This is a genomic window from Caballeronia sp. TF1N1 (genome assembly GCF_022878925.1).
GTDB lineage: Bacteria > Pseudomonadota > Gammaproteobacteria > Burkholderiales > Burkholderiaceae > Caballeronia.
This window is the reverse complement of the sequence record NZ_CP084626.1, coordinates 2340510-2363411: the sequence shown is the minus strand read 5'-3', so window position 1 is coordinate 2363411 and position 22902 is coordinate 2340510. Positions and strand designations below refer to the sequence as shown.

Annotated in this window: 25 protein-coding genes; 10 read left to right on the top strand and 15 right to left on the bottom strand. The window is 62.1% G+C overall.

Going from position 1 to position 22902, the window contains the following annotated elements:
* The first annotated feature begins 9 nt into the window (after positions 1 to 9).
* On the top strand, positions 10 to 459 hold the full coding sequence (locus LDZ28_RS10975; RefSeq protein WP_244826184.1) for a type IV pilin protein: 450 nt from the start codon (positions 10 to 12) through the stop codon (positions 457 to 459).
* 4 nt (positions 460 to 463) lie between these two features.
* Here the strand turns inward: LDZ28_RS10975 and LDZ28_RS10970 are convergent, their stop codons facing one another.
* The 4 genes from LDZ28_RS10970 to LDZ28_RS10955 all read right to left on the bottom strand — a co-directional run bounded on the left by LDZ28_RS10970 (position 464) and on the right by LDZ28_RS10955 (position 3319).
* Positions 464 to 976 carry a DUF3318 domain-containing protein gene (locus LDZ28_RS10970; RefSeq protein WP_244826183.1) on the bottom strand — a complete coding sequence of 171 codons (513 nt, stop codon included), beginning with the start codon at positions 974 to 976 and terminating at the stop codon, positions 464 to 466.
* A 21-nt stretch (positions 977 to 997) separates the two neighbouring features.
* Entirely contained in the window at positions 998 to 1378 is a 381-nt protein-coding gene (locus LDZ28_RS10965) for a phage holin family protein (protein ID WP_244826182.1), read from the bottom strand.
* A 197-nt stretch (positions 1379 to 1575) separates the two neighbouring features.
* On the bottom strand, positions 1576 to 1878 hold the full coding sequence (locus LDZ28_RS10960; RefSeq protein WP_244826181.1) for a YqjD family protein: 303 nt from the start codon (positions 1876 to 1878) through the stop codon (positions 1576 to 1578).
* 250 nt (positions 1879 to 2128) lie between these two features.
* Entirely contained in the window at positions 2129 to 3319 is a 1191-nt protein-coding gene (locus LDZ28_RS10955) for an acyl-CoA dehydrogenase (protein ID WP_244826180.1), read from the bottom strand.
* 381 nt (positions 3320 to 3700) lie between these two features.
* Between LDZ28_RS10955 and LDZ28_RS10950 the strand changes: the two genes are divergently transcribed.
* Positions 3701 to 4453 carry an IclR family transcriptional regulator gene (locus LDZ28_RS10950; protein WP_244828103.1) on the top strand — a complete coding sequence of 251 codons (753 nt, stop codon included), beginning with the start codon at positions 3701 to 3703 and terminating at the stop codon, positions 4451 to 4453.
* 124 nt (positions 4454 to 4577) lie between these two features.
* Here LDZ28_RS10950 and kynA read toward each other — a convergent pair whose 3' ends face one another.
* Genes kynA through kynB form a run of 3 tightly spaced genes read right to left on the bottom strand, consistent with a single transcriptional unit; the run spans position 4578 to position 7405 of the window.
* Complete coding sequence (kynA, locus tag LDZ28_RS10945) at positions 4578 to 5474, bottom strand: tryptophan 2,3-dioxygenase (protein ID WP_244826179.1); 897 nt, start codon at positions 5472 to 5474, stop codon at positions 4578 to 4580.
* A gap of 12 nt (positions 5475 to 5486) precedes the next feature.
* The gene (gene kynU / locus LDZ28_RS10940; RefSeq protein ID WP_244826178.1) at positions 5487 to 6737 is read right to left on the bottom strand and encodes a kynureninase; all 1251 of its coding nucleotides are present in this window, start codon (positions 6735 to 6737) and stop codon (positions 5487 to 5489) included.
* A gap of 35 nt (positions 6738 to 6772) precedes the next feature.
* Positions 6773 to 7405 (bottom strand): arylformamidase, encoded by a 633-nt coding sequence (gene kynB / locus LDZ28_RS10935; RefSeq protein WP_244826177.1) that lies wholly within the window; start codon positions 7403 to 7405, stop codon positions 6773 to 6775.
* 130 nt (positions 7406 to 7535) lie between these two features.
* Between kynB and LDZ28_RS10930 the strand changes: the two genes are divergently transcribed.
* Complete coding sequence (locus tag LDZ28_RS10930) at positions 7536 to 8042, top strand: Lrp/AsnC family transcriptional regulator (RefSeq protein ID WP_244826176.1); 507 nt, start codon at positions 7536 to 7538, stop codon at positions 8040 to 8042.
* A gap of 33 nt (positions 8043 to 8075) precedes the next feature.
* On the opposite strand, the gene LDZ28_RS10925 is transcribed toward LDZ28_RS10930, so the two are convergent.
* Positions 8076 to 8588 carry a flavin reductase family protein gene (locus LDZ28_RS10925; protein ID WP_244826175.1) on the bottom strand — a complete coding sequence of 171 codons (513 nt, stop codon included), beginning with the start codon at positions 8586 to 8588 and terminating at the stop codon, positions 8076 to 8078.
* Between the two features lie 436 nt (positions 8589 to 9024).
* Here LDZ28_RS10925 and msrA point away from each other — a divergent pair, with 436 nt between their 5' ends.
* Positions 9025 to 9585: a peptide-methionine (S)-S-oxide reductase MsrA gene (gene msrA, locus LDZ28_RS10920; RefSeq protein WP_244826174.1), complete on the top strand. Its 561-nt coding sequence runs from the start codon at positions 9025 to 9027 to the stop codon at positions 9583 to 9585.
* Between the two features lie 239 nt (positions 9586 to 9824).
* Here msrA and LDZ28_RS10915 read toward each other — a convergent pair whose 3' ends face one another.
* The 3 genes from LDZ28_RS10915 to pdxH form a co-directional block, all read right to left on the bottom strand.
* Positions 9825 to 11030 carry a DUF72 domain-containing protein gene (locus LDZ28_RS10915; RefSeq protein WP_244826173.1) on the bottom strand — a complete coding sequence of 402 codons (1206 nt, stop codon included), beginning with the start codon at positions 11028 to 11030 and terminating at the stop codon, positions 9825 to 9827.
* The gene (locus LDZ28_RS10910) at positions 10994 to 12208 is read right to left on the bottom strand and encodes a cyclopropane-fatty-acyl-phospholipid synthase family protein (RefSeq protein WP_244826172.1); all 1215 of its coding nucleotides are present in this window, start codon (positions 12206 to 12208) and stop codon (positions 10994 to 10996) included. The genes LDZ28_RS10915 and LDZ28_RS10910 overlap by 37 nt, the downstream gene beginning before the upstream one ends.
* A 139-nt stretch (positions 12209 to 12347) precedes the next feature.
* On the bottom strand, positions 12348 to 12989 hold the full coding sequence (pdxH, locus tag LDZ28_RS10905) for a pyridoxamine 5'-phosphate oxidase (RefSeq protein WP_244828102.1): 642 nt from the start codon (positions 12987 to 12989) through the stop codon (positions 12348 to 12350).
* A 267-nt stretch (positions 12990 to 13256) separates the two neighbouring features.
* On the opposite strand from pdxH, the gene LDZ28_RS10900 reads away from it, so the two are divergent.
* Positions 13257 to 14102: a ThiF family adenylyltransferase gene (locus tag LDZ28_RS10900; RefSeq protein ID WP_244826171.1), complete on the top strand. Its 846-nt coding sequence runs from the start codon at positions 13257 to 13259 to the stop codon at positions 14100 to 14102.
* 273 nt (positions 14103 to 14375) lie between these two features.
* On the opposite strand, the gene trxA is transcribed toward LDZ28_RS10900, so the two are convergent.
* Positions 14376 to 15224 (bottom strand): thioredoxin, encoded by an 849-nt coding sequence (gene trxA / locus LDZ28_RS10895; protein ID WP_244826170.1) that lies wholly within the window; start codon positions 15222 to 15224, stop codon positions 14376 to 14378.
* 97 nt (positions 15225 to 15321) lie between these two features.
* The gene (locus LDZ28_RS10890; protein WP_244826169.1) at positions 15322 to 16221 is read right to left on the bottom strand and encodes a pirin family protein; all 900 of its coding nucleotides are present in this window, start codon (positions 16219 to 16221) and stop codon (positions 15322 to 15324) included.
* A gap of 213 nt (positions 16222 to 16434) precedes the next feature.
* Here LDZ28_RS10890 and LDZ28_RS10885 point away from each other — a divergent pair, with 213 nt between their 5' ends.
* Together LDZ28_RS10885 and LDZ28_RS10880 are read left to right on the top strand one after the other, a co-directional pair.
* A complete protein-coding gene (locus LDZ28_RS10885) occupies positions 16435 to 16701 on the top strand; it encodes a hypothetical protein (RefSeq protein WP_244826168.1) in 267 nt (88 codons plus the stop codon).
* Positions 16702 to 16873: 172 nt separating this feature from the next.
* The gene (locus LDZ28_RS10880) at positions 16874 to 17755 is read left to right on the top strand and encodes an EamA family transporter (protein ID WP_244826167.1); all 882 of its coding nucleotides are present in this window, start codon (positions 16874 to 16876) and stop codon (positions 17753 to 17755) included.
* 336 nt (positions 17756 to 18091) lie between these two features.
* Here the strand turns inward: LDZ28_RS10880 and LDZ28_RS10875 are convergent, their stop codons facing one another.
* Positions 18092 to 19627, bottom strand: coding sequence for an N-acetylmuramoyl-L-alanine amidase (locus LDZ28_RS10875; RefSeq protein ID WP_244826166.1), 1536 nt, complete (start codon positions 19625 to 19627; stop codon positions 18092 to 18094).
* Positions 19609 to 20172 (bottom strand): tRNA (adenosine(37)-N6)-threonylcarbamoyltransferase complex ATPase subunit type 1 TsaE, encoded by a 564-nt coding sequence (gene tsaE / locus LDZ28_RS10870; protein ID WP_244826165.1) that lies wholly within the window; start codon positions 20170 to 20172, stop codon positions 19609 to 19611. Before tsaE ends, LDZ28_RS10875 begins: the two co-directional genes overlap by 19 nt.
* Positions 20173 to 20190: 18 nt before the next feature.
* On the opposite strand from tsaE, the gene queG reads away from it, so the two are divergent.
* From queG to xerD, 3 genes are read left to right on the top strand one after another with little or no spacing between them, the layout of a single operon-like run.
* Complete coding sequence (gene queG / locus LDZ28_RS10865) at positions 20191 to 21450, top strand: tRNA epoxyqueuosine(34) reductase QueG (RefSeq protein ID WP_244826164.1); 1260 nt, start codon at positions 20191 to 20193, stop codon at positions 21448 to 21450.
* On the top strand, positions 21447 to 21923 hold the full coding sequence (locus LDZ28_RS10860) for a methylated-DNA--[protein]-cysteine S-methyltransferase (RefSeq protein ID WP_244826163.1): 477 nt from the start codon (positions 21447 to 21449) through the stop codon (positions 21921 to 21923). Before queG ends, LDZ28_RS10860 begins: the two co-directional genes overlap by 4 nt.
* Positions 21920 to 22846, top strand: coding sequence for a site-specific tyrosine recombinase XerD (gene xerD / locus LDZ28_RS10855; RefSeq protein ID WP_244826162.1), 927 nt, complete (start codon positions 21920 to 21922; stop codon positions 22844 to 22846). Before LDZ28_RS10860 ends, xerD begins: the two co-directional genes overlap by 4 nt.
* Positions 22847 to 22902: the final 56 nt, after the last annotated feature.

Genomic DNA, 22902 nt, shown 5'->3' with positions numbered 1-22902 from the left:
GGACGAACCATGAAGGACAAGGGCTTTACGCTGCTGGAATTGATCATCGCGCTCTGCATCGTGGCGATCATCGCGACGTTCGCGGTGCCTGCGTATCGGCAGCACGTGGCGAAGGCGCATCGGCTCGATGCGGCGGCGGCGTCGATGCGTGCCGTGCAATACATCGAAAGTACGCGGCTCGCGCAGTCGGCGACGGATGCAGTGACGCTTTCCGCCGGCATGGATCAGGCGCCATCGAGCGGTGCGCCGGTTTATCGGCTCGCGGTGCTGCCGGAATCGGCGACGAATGGCGGATACAGCATCGAGGCGACGCCAGTCGCAAATGGTCCGATGCAGGACGATTCTTGCGGCGTATTCATCGTCGACGCGACGGGCGTGCGGTCGAACCGCACGACGGGATCAGCGGCGACTGCACTGGATACCGCGCAGTCCACCGCTTGTTGGGGAGGGAAAAATTAAACGTTCAGAAGACCGTCGGATCGACGGCTTCGGTGGTGGCTTCGGCATGCGGGGCTTTCATCTGTTGCCAGATGCGCCAGCCTTCCCAGGCGACCAAACCCAGACCGCCCCACTTGAGCGCGGGCTTGGCACCACGCACCACGGCGGTCCGCACAGGCTTGGTCAGCACGAGCGACGCCACCGAGCCGATGATTGGATACTGCTTGAAGAGCAGGCCGAGATTGCTGCCCTTGCCGCCAAGCATCGAGCTGACCGAAGCCAGAATGCCGCCGATGCCGCCACCCGATGCACCGCGCTTCGGCGTGCGCCGGTTGCCGCCGCCAGGCATCAAAAAGCGCAGGAAACTGAAGTGCGTGATCGACGTGCGCAGATCGTGCGTGGCCTGCTGAAGCTCCATGCGTTCGACATCGGCGCGCGCAATCAGCAGTTCCTTGCGCAGCGCGCGCATGTGCGGTGTGCGCAGCGCCTTGGCGTTGTCACGCTTGGGCGGCTTGAAGGTATCGTCTTTTTTGCTCATGGTCGGACTGCCCGTGTGAGTTCAGTGGAACGTGTCGCGGTCCTTGCGGAATTCGGCGAGCGTGTCGTCAAACATGTTCGGCGCGTCGAGCAGCGTGCTGCGCGCACGTAGTCCGCAGGCGATTGCAATCAGCGCATAAACGAGCGTGATGCCGCCAAGCGCCTGCCAGCGATATGTGTCCCAGAAGAATATGGCGATGAGCACGGTGAGGGAGATCAGCGCCATCATTGCCAGCATCATGGCGGCGAGACCGAGAAACAGTACGCCGATAAGCCGCTCCTTCTCTTCCTGAAGCTCGATACCGATGAGTTCAAGGCGCGTCTCGAAGATGGCGAAGGCAGAACTGATGATTCGTCGCAACGGTCCGGGGGACGATTGCTGCGGTGGCCGTTCGGTCGTCATGGCTTGGGTGCGAGAAGCGCGTTGGGTGCCGCTTTGATATTGTCCCGGTCGCCGCACGAGGCGGCGTTCCGGCGCGAGAGTCGATCCGCGCGCCCCGAGCGGGCGTTGGCGGTTCGGTCCTTTCTTGATGATGGACCGTGACCGTTACGAACGTAGCAATCACCGGGCCATTGTCGAGGAGCGTGGGGAAGTGCGGCTTATTTGCGGTTGATGAGAAGCCCGATCACCGTGCCGAGGCCAGCCGCAATACCAATGGATGCCCACGGGTGTTCGTGGACGTAATCGTCCGTGGCGCGCGCGGCTTTTCTGCCTCGTTCGATCACGACGACTTGTGCATCGGCGGCTTTCTCCTTCGCTTGCTTTAGTCGAGCGAGCGCGCTCTCGCGCAGTTCGGAAGCGCGTTCGCCCGTGGCGCTGGCGGCTTGCTTGAGAAGATCTTCGGCGTCAGCGAGAACGGTTTTGATGTCCGACATGAATCGCTCCTTATTGATTTCTGACATTAAAGGCTCCAATCGGTGAGGCTACCTGATTCGCAGCCAGAGATGCGATTGCTGACGAGCAGGCTGGAACCTGCAACACAGACTCCTTGCAGGTTTCATTCCACTCGATGCTAATCAAAGGAAATCGCCGCAGCCTTGTCAAACTCTCGACATCGCTGACAATGGGAGCCGATCTGACCCGTAAAAGTTTCAGCAAACTGATCGAAAGTTACAAAGAGGATCAATCAGTCCGAGTCGCACCATACGCCTTTCAGAAAAAAGCCTGAATTCCGGTTTGCGCGCGTCCGAGAATAAGCGCGTGGATATCGTGGGTGCCTTCGTAGGTATTCACCACTTCGAGATTGACGAGGTGACGCGCCACGCCGAACTCGTCCGAAATGCCGTTGCCGCCCAGCATGTCGCGCGCGAGCCGGGCGATGTCGAGCGCCTTACCGCACGAATTGCGCTTCATGATCGAGGTGATCTCGACCGCTGCCGTGCCTTCGTCCTTCATGCGCCCGAGTCGCAGCACGCCTTGTAGGCCTAGCGTGATTTCTGTCTGCATATCGGCAAGTTTCTTTTGGATCAACTGGTTTGCCGCAAGCGGACGACCGAACTGCTTGCGATCCAGCGTGTATTGCCGCGCCATATGCCAGCAGGCTTCGGCGGCGCCGAGCGCGCCCCACGAGATGCCGTAGCGCGCCGAGTTCAGACAGGTGAACGGCCCTTTGAGACCGCGAACTTCCGGAAACAGGTTTTCTTCCGGCACGAACACTTCGTCCATCACGATCTCGCCGGTGATCGACGCGCGCAATCCAACCTTGCCGTGAATGGCTGGCGCGGACAGTCCTTTCCAGCCCTTTTCGAGGATGAAGCCGCGAATCTCATCGCGTCCGTTTTCCTCCAGCTTCGCCCAGACGACGAACACATCCGCGATAGGCGAGTTCGAGATCCACATCTTCGAGCCCGAAAGCGAGTAGCCGTCCTGCACTTTCTTCGCGCGCGTCGTCATGCTGGCGGGATCGGAACCGGCGTTCGGCTCGGTGAGCCCGAAGCAGCCGATCCACTCGCCGCGCGCGAGCTTCGGCAGATACTTTTCCTTTTGCGCGTCGCTGCCGAAAGCGTGAATCGGCACCATTACGAGCGACGATTGCACCGACATCATCGAGCGATAGCCGGAATCCACGCGTTCCACTTCGCGCGCGATCAGGCCGTAGCTCACGTAGTTGAGGCCCGGTCCGCCGTATTGTTCGGGGATGGTCGGGCCGAGCAGACCGAGCTCGCCCATTTCGCGAAAGATCGACGGATCGGTCGTTTCCTCGCGAAACGCCTGCGTCACGCGCGGCAGCAGCTTGTCCTGCGCGTAGGCGCGCGCGGCGTCGCGGACCATGCGTTCTTCTTCGTTGAGTTGCTGATCCAGCAAGAGCGGGTCTTCCCAGTTGAAGCGAGCGGCGTCGGCCATGTGCGTCTCCTCCCATGCAGTGTCGATTGAAAAGCGCCTCGCTCCGGCGCTTGACTTGCGTTCCGCTGAGCGGAACAATGTTTTGCAAATTAGCTTCGAGTTTAGCATCCGATGTCTGCTGCTTTCAAACGTGGTTCTGGGCGTGAAACCGACGGCGAATCTCGCCGGAAAGCCGAACGTGCACCTGATGGCAGAACCGAAGACGCATTGGCCGGCGGCTCCAAAGGCGCTTCTAGCCGCGAATCTGTCCGCGCTTCAGGCCGCGAATCGAGCTGCGAGTCCGGCCGTGAATCCATCCACGAATTCGGGCGTGCGGATGAGCGTAATCCCGGACACGCGTCCGACCGCGCTTCAGATCACGAGTCCGGCCGCCACTCTCATCTGTCGCCCAACGCATCCGACGATCGCAAGTTCGTCGTCGCCCTCGCACGCGGTCTCGATATGTTGCGCGCATTTCGCCCTGGCGAGACGCTTCTCGGCAATCGCGATTTCGTCGCGCGCACGGGATTGCCCAAGGCGACGGTCAATCGTCTGGCCTACACGCTGACCACGCTCGGTTACCTGCGTTTCGACGATGCCGCCGGCAAGTACGCGCTCGACACGGGCGTGCTCTCGCTCGGCTTCTCGCTATTGGCGGGCGCGGACACACTGGAACTCGCCCGGCCACATATGCGCGCGCTGGCGCGTGAGATCGGCGCGGCGGTATCGCTCGGCTGTCGCGATGGCCTCGACATGATCTATCTGGAAACCATTCGTAGCGAAACCGCGCTCACGCTCGGCCTCGCGCCCGGATCGCGTCTGTCGATGCTCACGAGTTCCATGGGACGCGCCTATCTCGCCGTGCTCGACGCCGATGAGCGCGCGGCCTTGCTGGAAGAATTGCGGGAACGGGAAGGCGCCGAACGAGTGGCTTCGGCGCAGCGCGCGATCGAAGATTTCGCGCGCGACGGCTGCTGCTATTCATTCCGTGAATGGCACGACGACGTCAACGCGATTGCCGCGCCGTTTCGCGACGTGCGCAATGGGCGCTGGCTGGTGTTGAGCAGCAGCGGGCCGGCGTCGTCGATGGATGAGGGTTATTTCCGCGAGTCGATTGCGCCGAAACTAAGGGCGTTGGCGGGACGGCTCGCCTGAAGGACCGCTCGATTGGGCTGCTCGCGGCATCGTGAAGCAGCCGTGCTCGAAGCGTCGCCGGGCGGCGAGGGTCGCGCGCGATTGCGCAGTCGCCACAGCTTGAGTTCATCGACCGCACGCAATCTCAAAGCATCGTGCGCACATGCCAAAGCTCCGGAAACAGCACCACGTCCAGCATCTTGCGCAGATACGAAGCGCCCGCCGTGCCGCCCGTTCCTTGCTTGAAGCCGATGATGCGCTCCACCGCCGTCACATGCCGGAAGCGCCATTGCCGGAAGGCGTCTTCCAGATCGACGAGTTCCTCCGCCATCTCATAGAGCTCCCAGTAGCGTGACGGATCGCGATATACCGCGAGCCACGCCGCTTCGACCGACGCGTCGTGCGTCGTGGGCTGGGTCCAGTCGCGCTGCAGCCTTTCGGGCGCGATCTGGAAGCCACGTCGCGCGAGCAGTCGGATCACTTCGTCGTAGAACGAAGGCGCTTCGAGCGTCTGTCGCACCTGCGCGAGAATCTCCGGCCGATGCGCATGCGGCTTCAGCATCTGCTCATTCTTGTTGCCGAGCATGAACTCGATCTGCCGATACTGATGCGACTGAAACCCGGATGACGCACCGAGATACGGCCGCATCGCGGTGTATTCGGAAGGCGTCATGGTAGCGAGGACGTTCCACGCCTGCACCAGTTGCTCGAAGATGCGCGACACGCGCGCGAGCATCTTGAAGGCGGATGGCAGGGCGTCGGTATGAACCGCTTCGAGGGCGGCGTGCAGTTCGTAGAGCGCGAGCTTCATCCAGAGTTCGCTCGTCTGGTGCTGCACGATGAACAGCATCTCGTTGTGGTCCGGCGAGCGTGGATGCTGCGCGGTCAGAATCGAATCGAGGCCGAGATAGTCGCCGTAGCTCATCGAATCGGAGAAATCGAGCTTGGCTTCGTGCCAGCCTGATTCTGCCGGATGCACCGCCCGTGCGGCATCGGCCGCACCGTGGCCGAACGGACATCCGCCGCCTTTAACCTCATTCATGGCCGTCACCTCTCAAGTCACCGAAGCGCGTTCGCCAAACTCCGGCGCGCGCCAGCTTTCGGTCGCGAGCACATCGCGCAAGGTTTCAACCGCTTCCCAGACATCGACGAAACGCGTGTAAAGCGGCGTGAAGCCGAAGCGCAAAATACGCGGCTCGCGATAATCGCCGATCACGCCACGCGCGATCAGCGCCTGCATCACCTCATAGCCGTTCGGATGCTCGAAGCTCACTTGCGAGCCGCGTCGCGCATGTTCGCGCGGCGTCGCGAGCGTCAGCGGAAACTCGCCGCAACGCGCTTCCACTAGCTCGATGAACAGATCGCCAAGCGCAAGCGACTTGCGCCGCAAGGTCTGCATATCCGTTTGCAGGAATACATCCAGCCCGCACTCGACGAGCGACATCGAGACGATAGGCTGCGTGCCGCACAGATATCGACCGATACCATCGTCCGGGCGATACACCGGGTCCATCGCGAACGGTTTCTTGTGCCCCCACCAGCCCGAGAGCGGCTGCGAGAATGTGTTCTGATGGCGCTTGGGCACCCACACGAACGCAGGCGAACCCGGTCCGCCGTTCAGATACTTATACGTGCAGCCGACGGCATAGTCCGCGCCGACGCCGTTCAGATCGACCGGCACCGCGCCTGCCGAATGCGCCAGGTCCCAGACCGCGATTGCGCCCGCGCGATGAATCGTCTCGGTGAGCGCGGCCATGTCGTGCATGTAGCCGGTGCGATAGTTCACGTGCGTGATCATCGCGATGGCGGTGTGTTCGTCGATGGCGGCAGGCAGTTCGGACGCGTCATCGACGAGACGCAGTTCATAGCCGCGATCGAGCTGCTCGATCAAACCCTGCGCGATATACAGGTCGCTCGGAAAGTTCGAACGTTCGGAGACGATCACGCGACGTTTCGGATCGCGCTCGTTCGCGAGCTTGAGTGCCGCGGAAAGGATCTTGAAGAGATTGGCCGAGATCGTGTCGTTCACGACGACTTCATCCTCGCCCGCGCCGATGAGCGAAGCCAGCTTGTTGCCGAGCCGTCGCGGCAGCGCGTACCAGCCGGCGGTGTTCCAACTGCGGATCAGCCCTTCGCCCCATTCTTCGGCGATCACGCCGGCCGCGCGCGCGGCAGCCGCTTTGGGCGGCACGCCGAGCGAGTTGCCATCCAGATAGATTACGTCGTTCGCGAGCACGAATTGATCGCGCAGGGCATTCAGCGGGTCGTCGCGGTCGAGTGCGGCGGCGTCGTCACGGTTTTTCATCGAAAAGTCCAATTGTTCAGGGAAGATCGGGGCGATCAGGAAAGCGGGCGCAGGACGGCGCGCACCGGGCTCGCATCGAGCGTCGAAAATTTGAGCGGCAGCGCGATGAGTTCGTAGTCGCTGGGCGCGACGGCATCGAGCACGAGGCCTTCGAGAATCGCCATGCCGTGCGCGCGAATCCGGCGATGCGCGTCCATCGTCTTCGATTCCTGCGGATCGAGCGATGGCGTGTCTATACCGATGAGCTTCACGCCACGCGCCGCCAATAGATCGACGGTCGCGGGCGCGGCGGCACAAAATGCGCTGTCCCAAGTATCGAGCGGCGCGCTCGCGTAGGTACGCAGGAGGATGCGCGGCGGGGCGTTGTCATCGTCGAGAAAATCGGCGATATGTTCTGGCAAAACGAGCGGCGCCGCGCCAATGCAATGCACGACCCGGCAAGCGCCGAGATACGTGTCGAGCGGCACCTCGCCAATAGCCGCGCCGTGTTCGTCGTAATGCAGCGGGGCATCGGCATGAGCGCCGGTGTGCGGCGAAAGCGTGAGACGCGCCACGTTCACGGGCGAGCCCGCTTCCATGCGCCAGACGCGTTCGATACCAACGGGCGTATCGCCCGGCCAGACCGGCGTGTCGGTGGAAATCGGCGGAGAAATATCGAGAAGCGTCATGTCGGCTAACAGAAAGCGCTGGGATGCGTCAAATCATAGCCGTGCTATCTCGAAATGTGATTGCAAAAAAACTACCCAAAAACGTTGTGGCTAGAACATAATTCGATGAAACGGGCTAGGGGACTAAAAAATGACCGGATTCACGCTCGATGCAACAGATTGCCGAATTCTGGCGGTACTGCAGGAAGATGGACGGATCAGTAACCTGGACCTTGCGGAGCGCATCGCGCTCTCGCCTTCGGCGTGTTTGCGCCGCATGCGCCTGCTCGAAGAAGAGGGCGTGATTGCGAGCTATCGCGCGTGTCTGGACCGTGAGCGGCTGGGCATCGAGCTCGAAGCCTTCGTGCACGTCTCCATGCGCAACGACCAGGAAAACTGGCACGAGAAGTTCGCGGCCGCCGTGCGCGAATGGCCGGAAGTGGTGGGCGCGTTCGTCGTCACGGGCGACACGCATTACGTGTTGCGCGTGCTCGCGCACAACCTCAAGCACTACTCGGATTTCATTCTGAGCAAGCTGTATAAGGCGCCGGGCGTTATCGACATTCGCTCGAATATCGTCTTGCAAACCATGAAGGACGATGCAGGCGTGCCCGTCGCGCTGATCGAACAACCGGCGCGGCCAAGCAGCCCGCCTTGAGCCTCAGGCGTTGATATTCAAGCGTCGAGGGGCTTATTCGATCGATCCCAACGTGTGGAATCCGCCGGCGTGAAACACCAGCGGAGGCGCGCTGTCGTCTTTCGCGCGCACGCCACAGCGCTCCACTTCGCCGACAAAGATCACGTGGTCGCCTTCGTCGTAGCGGCTGCGATTGTGGCATTCGAACCAGGCAATCGCGCCGTCGAGCACTGGCATGCCGGTGTCGCCCGCCGCGTGCGAGACGCCCGCGAAGCGGTCGCCCTTGACCGTGGCGAAGCGCCGGCAAAGCTCCAGTTGCGATGCCGCGAGCACGTTCACCACGTAGTGACTATTGGCGCGAAACACCGACATCGAAGCCGACTTGGTGGCGAGACTCCACAGCACGAGCGGCGGGTCGAGCGATACCGAATTAAACGAACTGGCCGTGATGCCGATCAACTGCCCGGATTCGGTGCGCGTGGTGATGACGGTCACGCCCGTCGCAAACTGGCCGAGCGCGGCGCGGAATTCTTTCGGATCGAAGTTCGGGGTTTTAGCGCTTGTCATCGGGCAAAGTCGTCTTGTTTTTTCGCCGACCTGACGAGTTTCGCTTGGAGCGAGAGGACTTGTCATCGGTTAGAAGTGTCTTGTTTTATGCCGATCCGGACGCGCATTTCCTCGGGGCGAAAGGGCTTGTCATCAGTTGGTGGAATCTCGTCTTGCCGAACCGGATACGTGTTGCATTCGAATCGGAAGGACCTGTTCTCGTGTTGTCTAAAAGCTGGAGATTGGCTCGATTCTAGCGGAATCAGCCGTCCGGAACCGCCATAAGCCAGCGCCGGCAGTGTGGCCAACGCCGCTTTGTAAAAGCCGGTAAGCTCGGAGCAAGCCCTTCGCGCGCATCGGAAACATCGAAGAAACCGTGGAATGTTGAAGAAGCGGCGAGGCGCATCCATATGGATGATCCGCGGCATGGCCGCATGCACTTGACGAGGAGTTGCGCATGACCCAGCAGAATGAGCAGGCGAGAACCGAAACCGCGACGCTCGGCGGCGGTTGCTTCTGGTGCACGGAAGCGGTGTTTCTGGCGGTCGAAGGCGTGGTGTCGGTCGAATCCGGCTATGCGGGCGGCAAGGTGGTCGATCCGTCGTACGAACAGGTCTGCGATGGCGAAACTGGCCACGCGGAAGTGGTGAAGGTCGTGTTCGATCCGGCGATCATCAGCTACCGCGAAGTGCTTGAGATTTTCTTCGCGACGCACGATCCGACGCAACTCAATCGCCAGGGTAATGACGTGGGCACGCAGTATCGCTCGGCGGTGTTCACGCATTCGGACGAGCAGCGCAAGGTCGCGCTCGAAGTGATCGATGAACTGCAGCGCGAGGATGTCTTCGGCGGCAAGATCGTCACGCAGGTCACCGCGCTCGATAACGACTACTATCCGGCCGAAGCGTATCACCAGAACTACTTCGAGCAGCATCCGAACCAGGGGTATTGCGCGGCGGTCGTCGGCCCGAAGGTCGCGAAGTTCCGCAAGAAGTTCGCGCATCGGTTGAAGAAGTGAAGGGCGGGGCGGAGGCCGCGCTTGAGGGCGGTCTGCATACCGTGTCGGAGCCGGGAAGTCGCCGCGTTCAGTCCATGCCATAAGGCGAGGCATCCTGGCGCTCAAGTCGCGCTTGAAGCAAAGACGTGACGGCATGCGAGCCGTGCCTGAAGTGCGGCTCGATAGCGGTGGATAGAGCGTTCAGCCAGTACGCCGGGGAGCCCGGTCGATTTCAGCCGTCGCACGTTATAGCTTTACCGCTAGCCGCGTAGTACGCGCTCGCATTCCCGCGCAATCCCACGCGCAAGCTCGAAGCACGTAAGCGGCGCGGAACCCTCCGCCTTGTTGTTCGCCGCGATGACCACCGGCTGGCCCGCGATCGCATATCGCGCGGCCAGTTCGGCCAGCGCCTCGCGCGTGTCGCGGTCTTCATCGACTATTTGGTCGAACGGCTCGTACTTCGCCTTCGCCTGTTCGTAGCGAAAGCCGCTATGCAGACTCCAGCGCACGACGAGCGGCCCTAGCGTTTCTTCGTCCAGCAACGCGAGCGCCTTCGCCTGGCGACGCACGTCCGGCATGCGCGCATGCACGCCGATGCAATAGCGCACGTTCGCGTCCCGCAGCGCGCGTATGAAGCGCGGTGTCAGCATGACGGCGTCGCGCAATTCGACGGCGTAACGCGTCTCGCCTTCGAGCGGCGGAAGCGCGCCGAGAAACGCCGCCAACCGGTCGATGAAGCGCGATGGCTCGACGATCATCGCATCTGGCAGCGGCGAGAACTGGAACACGAGCGCGCCGGCTTTCGTCCCAAGCCCGCCGATGCACGGTGCCACAAATTCGTCGATGGCAATCCGCGCGTTTAGAAACGCGGGGTTCTCCGCATCGGGCGCGCCGCGCTGGCCGCGGATAAAGGCGTCGGTGACGGCGGCAGGCGCCTTCACGATGAAGCGAAAGTGCTCCGGCACCTGGCTCGCATACCGCGCGTAGTCGGCGAGCGAAAGCGGTGCGTAGAACGAGCGGTCGATGGACACGCAGCGCAACAACGGATGCGCGCTGTAGGCGGTGAGGCCGTCGCGCGAGAGCTTCGTGTTCGAATACGCGTCGCCGTAGACGATGCCGCGCCAGCCCGGAAACGACCACGTCGATGTGCCGAGATGAATGGCTTCGGGCAGTTTTTTCGCGAGCGCGTCGAGATCGGCGTTCAATGGCGCAGGCAGGACGCCGCGTGCCTTCGGCTGGCTCGCGGGCTTGCGCGGCGCGGGTTCGTCGAACAGGTCGGGTTCTGTGGCTTGCCCGTGTTCCGCCGACGCCGGCAGGCACTCTAGCTCACCGGCTGGCGCAATCTCACTCGGCGCCGCGTCGTCGAGCAGGGAGCCCTGCGCGTCGCCGTCACGCGCAGCGTCCTCTTCCGAAAACTTCGATCCCTGCTTCAGAGCGCCTTCTCGTAAATGTATTTCCGCGACCACGGCAATGTCGTCGCGCTGCGGCCCGCCTTGCGGCACACCACTTGATAGATCGACACGTCGTCGTTCTCGAACGCGTACGCGCAACCCGCGAGATACACGCGCCAGATGCGGAATTTCTCGTCATCCACAAGCTTCTTGGCTTGCTCGGCGTTTGCCTCGAAGCTCTCGGCCCAGATGTCGAGCGTGCGGGCGTAATGCCGGCGCAAGCTTTCGATGTCGATCGCTTCCAGCCCGCCGCGCTGCATGCTTTCGAGCGCGAGACCGATATGCGGCAACTCGCCATCCGGAAACACGTAGCGGTCGATAAACTCGCCGCCGCCGAGCGCGGTCTCGCCGCTGTCGGCGTCGGATGACGTGATGCCGTGATTCATCGCGACGCCGTCATCGACCAGCAGATCGCGAATCTTTGCAAAGTAGCCCGGCAGATTCTTGCGTCCGACGTGCTCGAACATGCCCACGCTCGTGATGCGGTCGAATTGCCCCGGCACGTCGCGATAATCTTGCAGACGGATTTCGATCTGATCTTCGAGGCCCGCATCTTTCACGCGCTGCGTCGCGAGCTTGAACTGGTTTTCCGAGAGCGTCACGCCCACGCACTTCGCGCCGAACTTCTGCGCGGCGCGGATCACGAGCGCGCCCCAGCCGCAGCCAATGTCGAGCAAACGATGGCCCGGCTGCACCTGAATCTTGGTCAGGATGTGATCGATCTTCTTGATCTGCGCGGTGGCCAAATCTTCGTCGCCGTTTTCGAAGTACGCGCACGAGTACACCATGTTCTTGTCGAGCCAGAGCTGATAGAACTCGTTCGACACATCGTAGTGGTACTGAATGGCCTTCTTGTCCGACGCCTTCGAGTGATTGAAGTAGCGCCGCACGCGAGCCAGCTTGCCCGCGCTCGTGACGGTGTTCTTCGCGAGCGAATAACCGACGTTGATGATGTCCGAGAGCTTGCCCTCGATATCGATCTTGCCTTTCACGTACGCTTCACCGAGATTGTCGAGACTCGGTTCCAGCAGATAAGGCAGCGCCGTCGCGCTCTTTACATGCAACGTGACTTGCGGCGCGGCGAACTGCCCGAAGTCGTGCTGCTGTCCATCCCAAAGCACGAGGCGCGCAGGCAGGTTGGCCCTGGCCCGCACTTCCTCGACCCATTGCGTCAGCTTCTTCTCCCAGAACATGCTTGCTTCTCCGCGCTAAAGAAAATCAAGGGGAAGGCCCGCCGTGCCGGTTCTGGATGCCCGTGCATCGACGCGCCTTCATGTTCGTTGCCGTGGTGCTGCGTTTTATGACGACGTACTGCCTGCTACCGGACCCGTCTTAGGGTGCGAGCCTCTTGATATCCCACGGGCCGTCCGCGCGCTCGCGCTCATAGACGATGCGGTCATGCAGCCGCGACGGACGTCCCTGCCAGAATTCGATGGTGTCCGGCACGAGCCGGTAGCCGCCCCAGTGTGGCGGGCGCGGCGGTGCGTCGCCGAATTTTTCGATCATTTCGCGCTCGCGCGCTTCGAGCGCCTCGCGGCTTTCGAGCGGCTGACTCTGTTCCGACGCCCACGCGCCAATGCGCGATCCGAGCGGCCGGGACTGAAAATAGGCATCGCTTTCCTCGGCGCTCGTCTTGACGATCACGCCTTCGACACGCACCTGACGTTCGAGCTCGATCCAGTGGAACAGCAGACTTGCCGCGGGATTGGCGGCGATTTCGCGGCCTTTGCGGCTATCGTAATTGGTAAAAAAAACGAAGCCACGTTCGTCGAACCCCTTGATCAGCACGATGCGCGCGGAGGGCCGGCCGTTCTCGTCGACGGTGGCCAAGGTCATGGCGTTGGGTTCGGGCAGTTTCGCGTCGAGCGCCTGGGCGAACCAGGTGTCGAACTGGCGCACCGGCTCCGGCGCGACGTCGGCGGCGTCGAGTGAGCCGCGAGAATAATTTTTGCGAAGGTCTGCGAGGGTGGTCATTTTTATGCAAACGCTACAGTCGGCGTCAGTATAGCCAAGGTGGTTCTTTCTTGCCCTTGCCGTGGTGAATCCGGTCCGGCTATCACCCCTTGGGTTTCGATAAGGCAGAATACGCAATTCGCGCGCTTTCTGCATGAATGGTCTACCAACTTTGTCAATTAGACAGGCGCTTGTAAGCTATGCCTGACGGGCCGCAGCGGCGTTTGGCTTGTTTTTGCCCATGCTCCGCGAAGCCCTCCCGCGCTTTTTCGGTTTCTGCTTCCACCTATGACTGCCACCATCGCTCCCAACGAGTCACCTTCCGCCGACGAGATCGCCGACCGCGACCGACGCTTCGGCGGCATCGCGCGTCTGTATGGCGCGCCTGCGCTCGCGGCGTTCGAAGGCGCGCATGTCGCGGTGATCGGCATAGGCGGCGTGGGATCGTGGGTGGCTGAAGCGCTGGCGCGCAGCGCAATCGGCAAGCTCACGTTGATCGATCTCGACAACGTCGCCGAAAGCAACACCAACCGGCAGATCCACGCGCTCGACGGCAACTACGGCAAGGCCAAGGTCACGGCGATGGCCGAGCGCATCCGTTTGATCGATCCCGCCTGCGACGTGCGGCAGATCGAGGACTTCGTGGAGCCGGGTAATTTCGATGCGATGCTCGGCGGCGGTTTCGACTTCATCGTCGATGCCATCGACAGCGTGCGCACGAAAACCGCACTCATTGCGTGGTGTGTCGCGAACAAGCAGCCGCTGATCACGGTGGGCGGCGCGGGCGGGCAGCTCGATCCGACGCGTATTCGCATCGACGACCTGGCGCTGACCATTCAGGACCCGCTGCTTTCGAAAGTGCGCGGCCAGTTGCGCAAAATGCATGGCTTTCCGCGCGGACCGAAGGCGCGTTTCAAGGTCAGCGCGGTGTATTCGGACGAGCCGCTCATTTACCCGGAAGCGGTGGCTTGCGATATCAGCGAGGGCGCGGAGCATCTGGAAACCGGCGCGGAATACGCGGGCCCGGTCGGGCTGAATTGCGCGGGTTTCGGGTCCAGCGTGTGTGTGACGGCGAGCTTTGGGTTCGCGGCGGCGGCGTTCGTGCTTCGGGCGTTGGCGAAGAAGGCGGCTTAGGGCGGCAGGTTCTTGCGAGGACGTAACAACGGCGTGCCATAGAGTCACAGAAGCATGAATGGTGGTGGCTTGCGTCGATGGCAGGTCGGTTTTCGCACGAATATGACGAGCTGGCGTCGCGGCAAACCCGCCAGTTGCATGCATGCACGCGAGTCGACGTGGCCACACGGCGAACATGCGCTGCTTGACGTCACGCGGCGAACCGCAGCCAACAAAAAAACGGCCAGCTTCCACGAGCTGGCCGTTTTTGCATCCACGAGCGATCATGCATGCTCAATTCATCGCGGCACTCAGCCTGCGCCGCCAGTACGCCACGACATCCGGTTGATTCGCCGCAAGTTCGAACACCGATAGCATCGTCTTGCGGCCGACGTCGTCCATGAACGCGCGATCGCGCACGACGATTTCGAGCAGATGTTCCAGCGCACCACCGTAATCGCGGCCGGCGATCAAACGGTTCGCAAGCGCAAAGCGCGCTTCGAGATCGTCCGGTTTCGCGTTCACCGCCGCGATGAGATCGTCGGCGGGCGGCAGTCCGGCGGCTGCATCGGCGGCGTCGAGTTCGGTCTTGAGCGCGTTGTAGCGCGCGTCGATGCCCTGCGTCGTCTTAGGCGAAAGCAGCTTGTCTTCTTCCTTCGCTTCGTCGATCCGCCGTTCCGCGATCAGCCATTCGATCAAATCGAGGCGCGCATCTTCGTAACTCGGATCGAGCGCGATCGTGGCCTTGATGCGATCGATCGCGTCCTTGCGGTTACCGCTCGCCCACGCGTCGTGCGCGGCGCGGCGCTCGGCCTCGGCGCCAGCGGGCACGAGCCGGTCGAGAAACTCGCGCAATTGGCCTTCGGGCAACACGCCGATGAACTGGTCCACTGGCCGGCCTTCCGCAAACGCGATCACGTGCGGAATGCTGCGCACCTGGAAGTGCTGCGCGAGTTCCTGATTCTCGTCGACATTCACCTTGACGAGCTTCCAGTTGCCGGCGGCTTCGGCTTCGAGCCGTTCCAACATCGGACCGAGCGTCTTGCACGGGCCGCACCACGGAGCCCAGAAATCGACGAGAACGGGCGCGAGCATCGACGCGTTGATGACGTCGTTTTCAAACGTAGCGAGGGTCGTTTCCATGCGTTCTCTCCTAATGCCTGCAATGTGTCTTGAAATTAGATGGGGACGCTTGCATAACTCTCAACGGCCACGGCGTTGATTCACGCCGATGCACGTCTCATGCCTCGGGCGCGCGATTCTCGCGGCGCGCGGGCGGCAGCGGAATGAACTCCGTCTCGCCGGAAACGTGCCCCATGCGCTGCTCGCTCCATGCCTGTTTCGCGGCCTCGATCTTGTCGCGCGAACTGGCGACGAAATTCCATTCGATGATGCGTGCGCCGTCGAGCGGCGCGCCACCGAGGATCATCACGCGCGCGCCGTTCGCGCTCTCGAAATGCACCGGCGCGCCCGGTTCGAGCACGGCCATTTGCTGTTCGGGCAGCGTTTCGCCGTCGATGGACAGATCGCCTTCGACGAGATACACGCCGCGTTCCTCGTGTTCGGTATCGAGCGTGAGCGCGCTGCCGCGAGCGAAATCGGCGGCGACGTAAAGCGTTGGCGAGAACGTGCGCGTGGGCGCTTGGGCGCCGAACGCGGTGCCCGCGATTACGCGCAAAGTCACGCCGTCGCGCTCGATTTGCGGCAAGGCGGACGCCGCATGATGCTCGAACGAAGGCTCGACTTCCTCGCTTGCCACCGGCAGCGCGACCCAGGTCTGGATGCCATGCATCGTCTGGCCTCGCTCGCGTTCCTCGTCGGGCGTACGTTCCGAATGGACGATGCCGCGCCCGGCGGTCATCCAGTTGACGTCGCCGGGCACGATCTTCTGCACGGAGTCGACGCTGTCGCGATGCATGATGGCGCCTTCGAAGAGATAGGTGACGGTTGCGAGCCCGATATGCGGATGCGGCCGTACATCCAGTCCCTGTCCGGGCACGAGGGTTGCGGGACCGATGTGGTCGAAGAAGATGAAGGGTCCGACAGTGCGTGCCGCCAGTGCGGGGAGCACGCGCCTCACCGTGAGGCCGCCGACATCGTGTTGATGTGGTTTGAGCAGGACGCGGATCGACGTGGACATTGGCGGTTCCGGTAGCTGACGCGCCGGTTGCGCGCCTGGAACCGCCGATTCTACCGGCCGCTGCGGCGATGCGCTCTCATCGGGGATGTGGAAAACGCTTCATCGACTTCGTGCGGAGTTACGCGTGCTTCACGTGTTTTTTACGAAGGGACCGCGCTTTTTGCAGCATGCGTGCAGAATTTGCGCAAACGTCAATTGATAGGAGAGGAAACCATGAGCAAGAATAAACTGTTGATCGCCATCACCGCAGGTCTTTTGAGCGCCACGGCTGCAACCGGCGCAATGGCCCAGACCTCGTCGGGCAACTCGTCGGCGGCCATGGGCCAGACCGACACTGGCGCGTCGACCGATGGCACGTCGTCGTCGGGCACGACCAAGCACAAGATGCGCAAGCACAGCGCGCATCCGTCGGCAGGCAAGAAGACGCCTGACGTCGAAACCGGCAACAATGCGGCAGCGGAATCCGGCCAAAGCAAGTAAGCGGTCTGGATTGCTGTGAAGCGCCCGCGCTTCCCTTGGGAGGCGCGGGCGTTTTTTTGTCTGCATGCGCCAAGACGGCAAGGCGTTGTGAGCGCAGTTTTTCACAAGCCACCGCAGAGTGCGCCCCGCTAAACTCGTGTGACTTTCAATCGAAGTGCACGAAGGAGCGGCGATGTCGCCAAGGGACTTGCTGATTGCGTCGGTGGTGATTCTCGCGTGGGGCGTGAATTTCGTCGTCATCAAACTGGGTTTGCACGGCGTGCCGCCGTTCTTGCTGGGCGCCTTGCGATTCGCGCTGGCCGCGGTGCCGGTCTTCTTCGTCAAGCGCCCGCGAATTCCGCTGCGCTGGCTTTTCGCTTATGGCCTTTCCATTTCGTTCGGCCAGTTTGCGTTGTTGTTCTATGGCATGTCGGTCGGCATGCCGGCGGGACTTGCTTCGCTCGTCTTGCAGGCGCAGGCGTTCTTCACCTTGATCTTTGCCGCCTTCATGCTTGGCGAGCGCATACGCGCGATGAATATAGCTGGACTCTTGATCGCGGCGGCCGGGCTAGCGCTGATCGGCATGCAGGGCGGCCACGCGATGACCCTCACAGGGTTCTTGTTCACGCTTGGCGCGGCGTCGATGTGGGCGCTTGGCAATGTCGTCACGAAGCGCATGGGCAAGGTCGACTTGCTGTCGCTCGTAGTGTGGGCGAGCCTGATACCGCCGCTGCCGTTTCTTGCGTTGTCGTTGATTTTCGAGGGCCCGGCGCGCATTGAAGCGAGCCTTGCGGCGATCCCGTCGATATCGATTTTCGCGATCGTTTATCTCTCGTTCATCGCGACCATCATTGGCTACAGCTTGTGGGGCAAATTGCTTGCGCGCTATCCGGCGGCGCAGGTCGCACCGTTCTCGTTATTGGTGCCGGTGATAGGCATTGCATCGGCGGCGGTGTTTCTGGGCGAGGCACTGACACCGGCGGAAGTAGCGGGCGCGGCGCTGGTAATGGCGGGATTGGCGGTCAATGTATTCGGCGCACGCTTGAAACAGAGACTATTCCCCATCCCGCGATAAAAAAAACCGCAAAAAAACGGACCCTTAAAGGGAAGACGCTAAAGAAAAAAGCAATACAACGGCCGACTTCCTTGAAAGTGCCAGTGAAAAAAATCGAACAGCGACTCCGAAAAAAGCTTTGATCTTGTGAGTTTTACCGAGAGCGTGAGTGGAGGGGGAGTGCACAAGGGGTTTGTGGTAAATAGCGGGGAACCAGTTGTGCTTCAGATGCCGGTTCCAAAGCTGCTTTCTTTGGTTCCTTTCTTTGCAGCAGCAAAGAAAGGGACCCCCCCGCCGGGGAGGCGGCTACTGAACGAGACTGCCCGAGAACCGCAAAAGAACCGCAAACCAACGTCTTCAAGTCATGCGACTCTTAGCCAAAGGCGGATTAGCAGCAAAATACCGCCTGATGCCTTTCATAATGGCGCTAGCCATCTTGTCCCGATAGGCATCATCGTTGAGGCGAGTCTCCTCATCCGGGTTACTGATAAACGCGGTTTCGACGAGAATCGAGGGAATATCCGGTGCCTTGAGCACGGCAAACCCTGCCTGCTCGACCGACCCCTTGTGCAGTTTGTTAATGCCCCCGATTTCATTCAGCACGAAACTCCCATACCGCATGGAATCGCGAATCTGCGCCGTAGTGGACATGTCGAAAAGCGCGCGATTCACGCTAGCGTCTTGCGATTTCACGTTGATGCCACCGACCTGATCCGACGAATTTTCCTTGGCGGCCATCCACCGCGCCGCCGCGCTCGACGCACCATGTTCCGACAACGCGAAAACGGAAGAACCACGCGCCGAAGACTCGGTAAACGCGTCCGCATGAATCGACACGAATAGATCGGCGCCGACACGCTGCGCCTTCTGCACACGCACATTGAGTGGCACGAAGAAATCGGCATCACGCGTCATCATGGCGCGCATGTTGGGTTGCGCGTCGATCTTCGCGCGCAGCTTCTTCGCGATATCGAGCGCAATGTGCTTCTCATACGTCCCCGCGCCGCCGATAGCGCCGGGATCTTCGCCACCGTGACCCGGATCGATGGCCACAGTCAGAAGGCGCGTCGTCCCCGAGCGATCCTGCTTGGGCTGCGAGAACGTGTATTGGTCGCTGTCGTCGTCATCCTTCTTCGCGATCACGGGCGGCACGACGCGCGACGGCTTCGGCACGGATGGCGCAGGCATAGGCACGGGCTTCGGCGCCACCGACGCGGCGTTGTCCGGGGCATCGCCCTGAGCGTACTTCTGGAAAAACTCGTCGGTCGAATCCTGCGAGAGCGATTTCTGCGGCGTGGCCGGCCCCGAAAGCGTGGCGGGCGGCGGCGCGGAAGGATTCGGATTGGCGCGGTCGAAGGCCTCCTGCTTGTGCTCGGACTGCGCGAGCAGTTCCATCAGCGGATCGGGCGCGACGGCCGGGTAAAGATCGAACACGAGCCGATACTTGTAGCTGCCAATCGGCCCTAGCGTGAAGACCTGCGGCTTGACCGAACCCTTGAGGTCGAACACCATGCGCACGACATGCGGCTGGTACTGACCGACGCGCACCGATTGAATCTGCGGATCGTTCGGCGTGATCTTCGAGACGAGATCGCGCAGCGACTGATCCAGATCGATGCCGTTCAGATCCACGACGAGTCTGTCCGGGCCTTGCAGCGTCTGATTGCTGTTCGTGAGCGGCTGGTCGGATTCGATGGTCACGCGCGTGTAATCGCGCGCGGGCCACACGCGCACGCCGAGCACGGAACTCGCGTGCGCGAGCTTCGGTGCGACGAGCGCAAGCGCAAGCGTCGATGCGCCCGCGCGCAGCACCTGACGCCGCCGCCAGTTGTGCGGCGCGCTCGCACCCGATTCGATCGAATGAAACGGCTTGATCAGCATCTTTCGAGACATGTCTTTCCTGTTTCGCTAAACGCCCGCGCATTCAGCACGCGGCCTTCTTCGACTTCACGGCTCTCGTCGGGCAAGGCAAGTTCGAACACGAGGTCCGGCACGCCGAGCAGTCCGCCTGCTTGCTGCGGCCATTCGATGAGGCACACCGCGCCGCGATCGAAATACTCGCGAAAGCCGGCATCGGCCCATTCGGCGGGATCGGCGAAGCGGTAGAGATCGAAGTGATAGACATCGAGCGGCCCGCCTGGCGTGTCGAGCGAATAGGGCTCGACGAGCGTGTAAGTCGGACTCTTCACGCGGCCCGCATGACCGAGCGCGCGCAAGGTCGCGCGCACGAGCGTGGTCTTGCCCGCGCCCAAGTCACCGATCAACTGGACCTGCAAGCCCGAAAAACGTTCGGCCGAGGTTTGCTTGCGCGTCTCGTCGATGGCGCGTGCAAAGCGTTCCCCGAAGGCGAGCGTTGCCGCTTCGTCGCGCAGATCGAAGCGGCGTTCGAGGAGCGCGGAAGGAAAATCAGGCGTCGTTCGTACAGGGCTTTCGGGCATTGCTCGTAAAATGTCGTGATGAACCGATTGCCGGAACATTCCGTTGAAATCACGACCGCGTCCAGCGACGCCGCCGATGAGTCGCGCGCCTTGCATCACGTCGAACTAGGCGATGAGGCCGCGCTGGCGGAACTCGCGCTACGCATCAAGACGTGGGGGCGCGAGTTGGGATTCGGTGCGGTTGGTATCGGCGATACCAACCTGACGGATGCCGAGGAAGGCCTCGCCAGTTGGCTTGAAGCAGGCTATCACGGCGAGATGGATTATATGGCCAAACATGGGATGAAACGCGCAAGGCCCGCCGAGCTTGTGGCCGGCACGCGACGGGTCATCACGGCGCGCATGGCTTATCTGCCTGGCGCGACGCTCGAGCACAAGGGCGCTGAAAGTGTCGCGACAGCCGATGGTCAGAGGAACGACTGGCGCGCCGTCGAATGGTCGCGCCTGAGCGATCCATCGCAGGCGATGGTCTCGATCTACGCGCGCGGCCGCGATTATCACAAGGTCATGCGCAACCGGCTGCAGCAACTGGCCGAGCGCATCGAAGCTGCCATCGGGCCGTTCGGGCATCGCGCGTTCACGGACTCCGCGCCGGTTCTCGAAGTCGCGCTGGCGCAAAAAGCAAGCGTCGGCTGGCGTGGCAAGCATACGTTGCTGCTCGATCGCGATGCCGGTTCGCTCTTCTTCATCGGCGAGATTTACGTCGATATTGCATTGCCCGTCGACCCGCATCCCGAGACGGACGGCGCGCATTGCGGGCAGTGCACGCGCTGTATCGGCGCATGTCCGACTGGCGCGATCGTGGCGCCGTATCGCGTGGATGCGCGGCGCTGCATTTCGTATCTGACGATAGAACTGCAAGGCAGTATTCCCGAGGAGATGCGGCCTTTGATCGGCAATCGCGTGTATGGGTGCGACGATTGTCAGCTCGTGTGTCCTTGGAACAAGTTCGCGCAGGCCACGCCGGTCGTGGACTTCGATGTGCGGCATGGGCTCGATCGTTCCACGCTCGTCGAGTTGTTTGCGTGGAGCGCCGAGGACTTCGACACGCGCATGCAGGGCAGCGCGATCCGGCGTATCGGACACGAGCGATGGCTACGCAATATCGCGGTGGCGATGGGCAATGCACTGCGCGCGTCGCTCGAAAGCGTGGAGCGCGAGCGTATCGTGCAAGCGTTGCAGGCGCGCATGGACGATCCTTCCGCGCTGGTTCGCGAGCATGTGCAATGGGCGCTCGCGCAGCGCGCGGCGCCAGACGAAATAGCGAGGCCGGCATGAAGCATTTCGATGCAGTGATCGACGCGCCCTTCGGCAAAGTCGGCATTCGCGCCGACGAGCGCGCCGTGCGCGAGATCGTCTATCTTCCGGGCGAGGTCGAAAGCATCGAGTCGGACAAGCCGCTCGTGCAACAAGCCATCGCACAGATTCGCCAATATTTCGAGCAACCCGCCATGCGTTTCGATCTGCCGCTCGGCACCGGCGGCACGGCGTTTCAAGAGCGCGTGTGGAAGGGCATTTCTGGCATCGCGGCGGGACAAGTGTGGACCTACGGCCAGCTCGCGCGCGAAGTCGGCAGCGTGCCGCGCGCGGTCGGGCAAGCGTGCGGCTCCAATCCGCTGCCGATCGTGATACCGTGCCACCGGGTGGTTTCATCGAGCGGGATAGGCGGCTTCGCGCATACGCCCGGCGATGGCTTTTTTCGTGACGTGAAGCGCTGGTTGCTGGCGCATGAGGGTGTATCGATCGCATGAGCGCAATCGCCGAGGAACTGCCGACGCCGGAACTGATCGCGAGTTCGGACTCAATCGATCTCTTTTGCGACGCGCTCTGGCTCGAACACGGGCTCGCCAAGAATTCGCTCGAAGCGTATCGCCGCGACCTGAAGCTCTTCGCCGAATGGCTCGCGAAGACGCGCGGCGGGTCCATCGACACGGCGAGTGAAAGCGACCTGAACGGCTACATGGCTGCGCGCCGTGGCGACAAGGCGACCTCCGCGAACCGGCGTCTGTCCGTGTTCCGCCGATATTACGGCTGGGCGTTGCGCGAGCATCGCGCGACGGTCGATCCAACCTTGAAGCTGCGCTCGGCGAAGCAGCCGCCGCGTTTTCCATCGACGCTCAACGAAGCGCAAGTCGAAGCGCTGCTCGGCGCGCCGGACATCGAAACGCCGCTCGGTCTGCGCGACCGCACCATGCTCGAACTGATGTATGCGAGCGGCCTGCGCGTCACCGAACTCGTCACCTTGAAGACGGTGGCCGTCGGCCTGAACGAAGGCGTGGTGCGCGTGATGGGCAAGGGCTCGAAGGAACGCCTCGTGCCCTTCGGCGAACAAGCGCATGAGTGGCTGATGCGTTATCTGCGTGAATCGCGTCCCGCGTTGCTAGGCGCGCGCGCCGCGGATGCGCTCTTCGTCACCTCGCGCGGCGAGGGCATGACGCGGCAGCAGTTCTGGAACATCATCAAGCGTCATGCGCTGAACGGCGGCGTGCAGGCGCCGCTCTCGCCGCACACGCTGCGTCACGCGTTCGCGACGCATCTGCTCAATCACGGCGCGGATTTGCGCGTCGTGCAGCTTCTGCTAGGTCACTCCGATATCTCGACCACGCAGATTTATACGCACGTCGCGCGCGAGCGCTTGCAAAAGCTGCATCGGGAGCATCATCCGCGCGGTTGACTTGTTCGCCAGAACGATCGTGCCGCTGCATTGGCCGTTCAGCCGATGGTGAGCAT

What these genes read in the sequence shown, in the direction of transcription:
- LDZ28_RS10975 (WP_244826184.1), top strand. Translation starts at nt 10, where the DNA reads ATGAAGGACAAGGGCTTTACGCTGCTGGAATTGATCATCGCGCTCTGC.
- LDZ28_RS10970 (WP_244826183.1), bottom strand. Translation starts at nt 976, where the DNA reads ATGAGCAAAAAAGACGATACCTTCAAGCCGCCCAAGCGTGACAACGCC.
- LDZ28_RS10965 (WP_244826182.1), bottom strand. Translation starts at nt 1,378, where the DNA reads ATGACGACCGAACGGCCACCGCAGCAATCGTCCCCCGGACCGTTGCGA.
- LDZ28_RS10960 (WP_244826181.1), bottom strand. Translation starts at nt 1,878, where the DNA reads ATGTCAGAAATCAATAAGGAGCGATTCATGTCGGACATCAAAACCGTT.
- LDZ28_RS10955 (WP_244826180.1), bottom strand. Translation starts at nt 3,319, where the DNA reads ATGGCCGACGCCGCTCGCTTCAACTGGGAAGACCCGCTCTTGCTGGAT.
- kynA (WP_244826179.1), bottom strand. Translation starts at nt 5,474, where the DNA reads ATGAATGAGGTTAAAGGCGGCGGATGTCCGTTCGGCCACGGTGCGGCC.
- kynU (WP_244826178.1), bottom strand. Translation starts at nt 6,737, where the DNA reads ATGAAAAACCGTGACGACGCCGCCGCACTCGACCGCGACGACCCGCTG.
- kynB (WP_244826177.1), bottom strand. Translation starts at nt 7,405, where the DNA reads ATGACGCTTCTCGATATTTCTCCGCCGATTTCCACCGACACGCCGGTC.
- LDZ28_RS10930 (WP_244826176.1), top strand. Translation starts at nt 7,536, where the DNA reads ATGACCGGATTCACGCTCGATGCAACAGATTGCCGAATTCTGGCGGTA.
- LDZ28_RS10925 (WP_244826175.1), bottom strand. Translation starts at nt 8,588, where the DNA reads ATGACAAGCGCTAAAACCCCGAACTTCGATCCGAAAGAATTCCGCGCC.
- msrA (WP_244826174.1), top strand. Translation starts at nt 9,025, where the DNA reads ATGACCCAGCAGAATGAGCAGGCGAGAACCGAAACCGCGACGCTCGGC.
- LDZ28_RS10910 (WP_244826172.1), bottom strand. Translation starts at nt 12,208, where the DNA reads ATGTTCTGGGAGAAGAAGCTGACGCAATGGGTCGAGGAAGTGCGGGCC.
- pdxH (WP_244828102.1), bottom strand. Translation starts at nt 12,989, where the DNA reads ATGACCACCCTCGCAGACCTTCGCAAAAATTATTCTCGCGGCTCACTC.
- LDZ28_RS10900 (WP_244826171.1), top strand. Translation starts at nt 13,257, where the DNA reads ATGACTGCCACCATCGCTCCCAACGAGTCACCTTCCGCCGACGAGATC.
- trxA (WP_244826170.1), bottom strand. Translation starts at nt 15,224, where the DNA reads ATGGAAACGACCCTCGCTACGTTTGAAAACGACGTCATCAACGCGTCG.
- LDZ28_RS10890 (WP_244826169.1), bottom strand. Translation starts at nt 16,221, where the DNA reads ATGTCCACGTCGATCCGCGTCCTGCTCAAACCACATCAACACGATGTC.
- LDZ28_RS10885 (WP_244826168.1), top strand. Translation starts at nt 16,435, where the DNA reads ATGAGCAAGAATAAACTGTTGATCGCCATCACCGCAGGTCTTTTGAGC.
- LDZ28_RS10880 (WP_244826167.1), top strand. Translation starts at nt 16,874, where the DNA reads ATGTCGCCAAGGGACTTGCTGATTGCGTCGGTGGTGATTCTCGCGTGG.
- LDZ28_RS10875 (WP_244826166.1), bottom strand. Translation starts at nt 19,627, where the DNA reads ATGTCTCGAAAGATGCTGATCAAGCCGTTTCATTCGATCGAATCGGGT.
- tsaE (WP_244826165.1), bottom strand. Translation starts at nt 20,172, where the DNA reads ATGCCCGAAAGCCCTGTACGAACGACGCCTGATTTTCCTTCCGCGCTC.
- queG (WP_244826164.1), top strand. Translation starts at nt 20,191, where the DNA reads ATGAACCGATTGCCGGAACATTCCGTTGAAATCACGACCGCGTCCAGC.
- LDZ28_RS10860 (WP_244826163.1), top strand. Translation starts at nt 21,447, where the DNA reads ATGAAGCATTTCGATGCAGTGATCGACGCGCCCTTCGGCAAAGTCGGC.
- xerD (WP_244826162.1), top strand. Translation starts at nt 21,920, where the DNA reads ATGAGCGCAATCGCCGAGGAACTGCCGACGCCGGAACTGATCGCGAGT.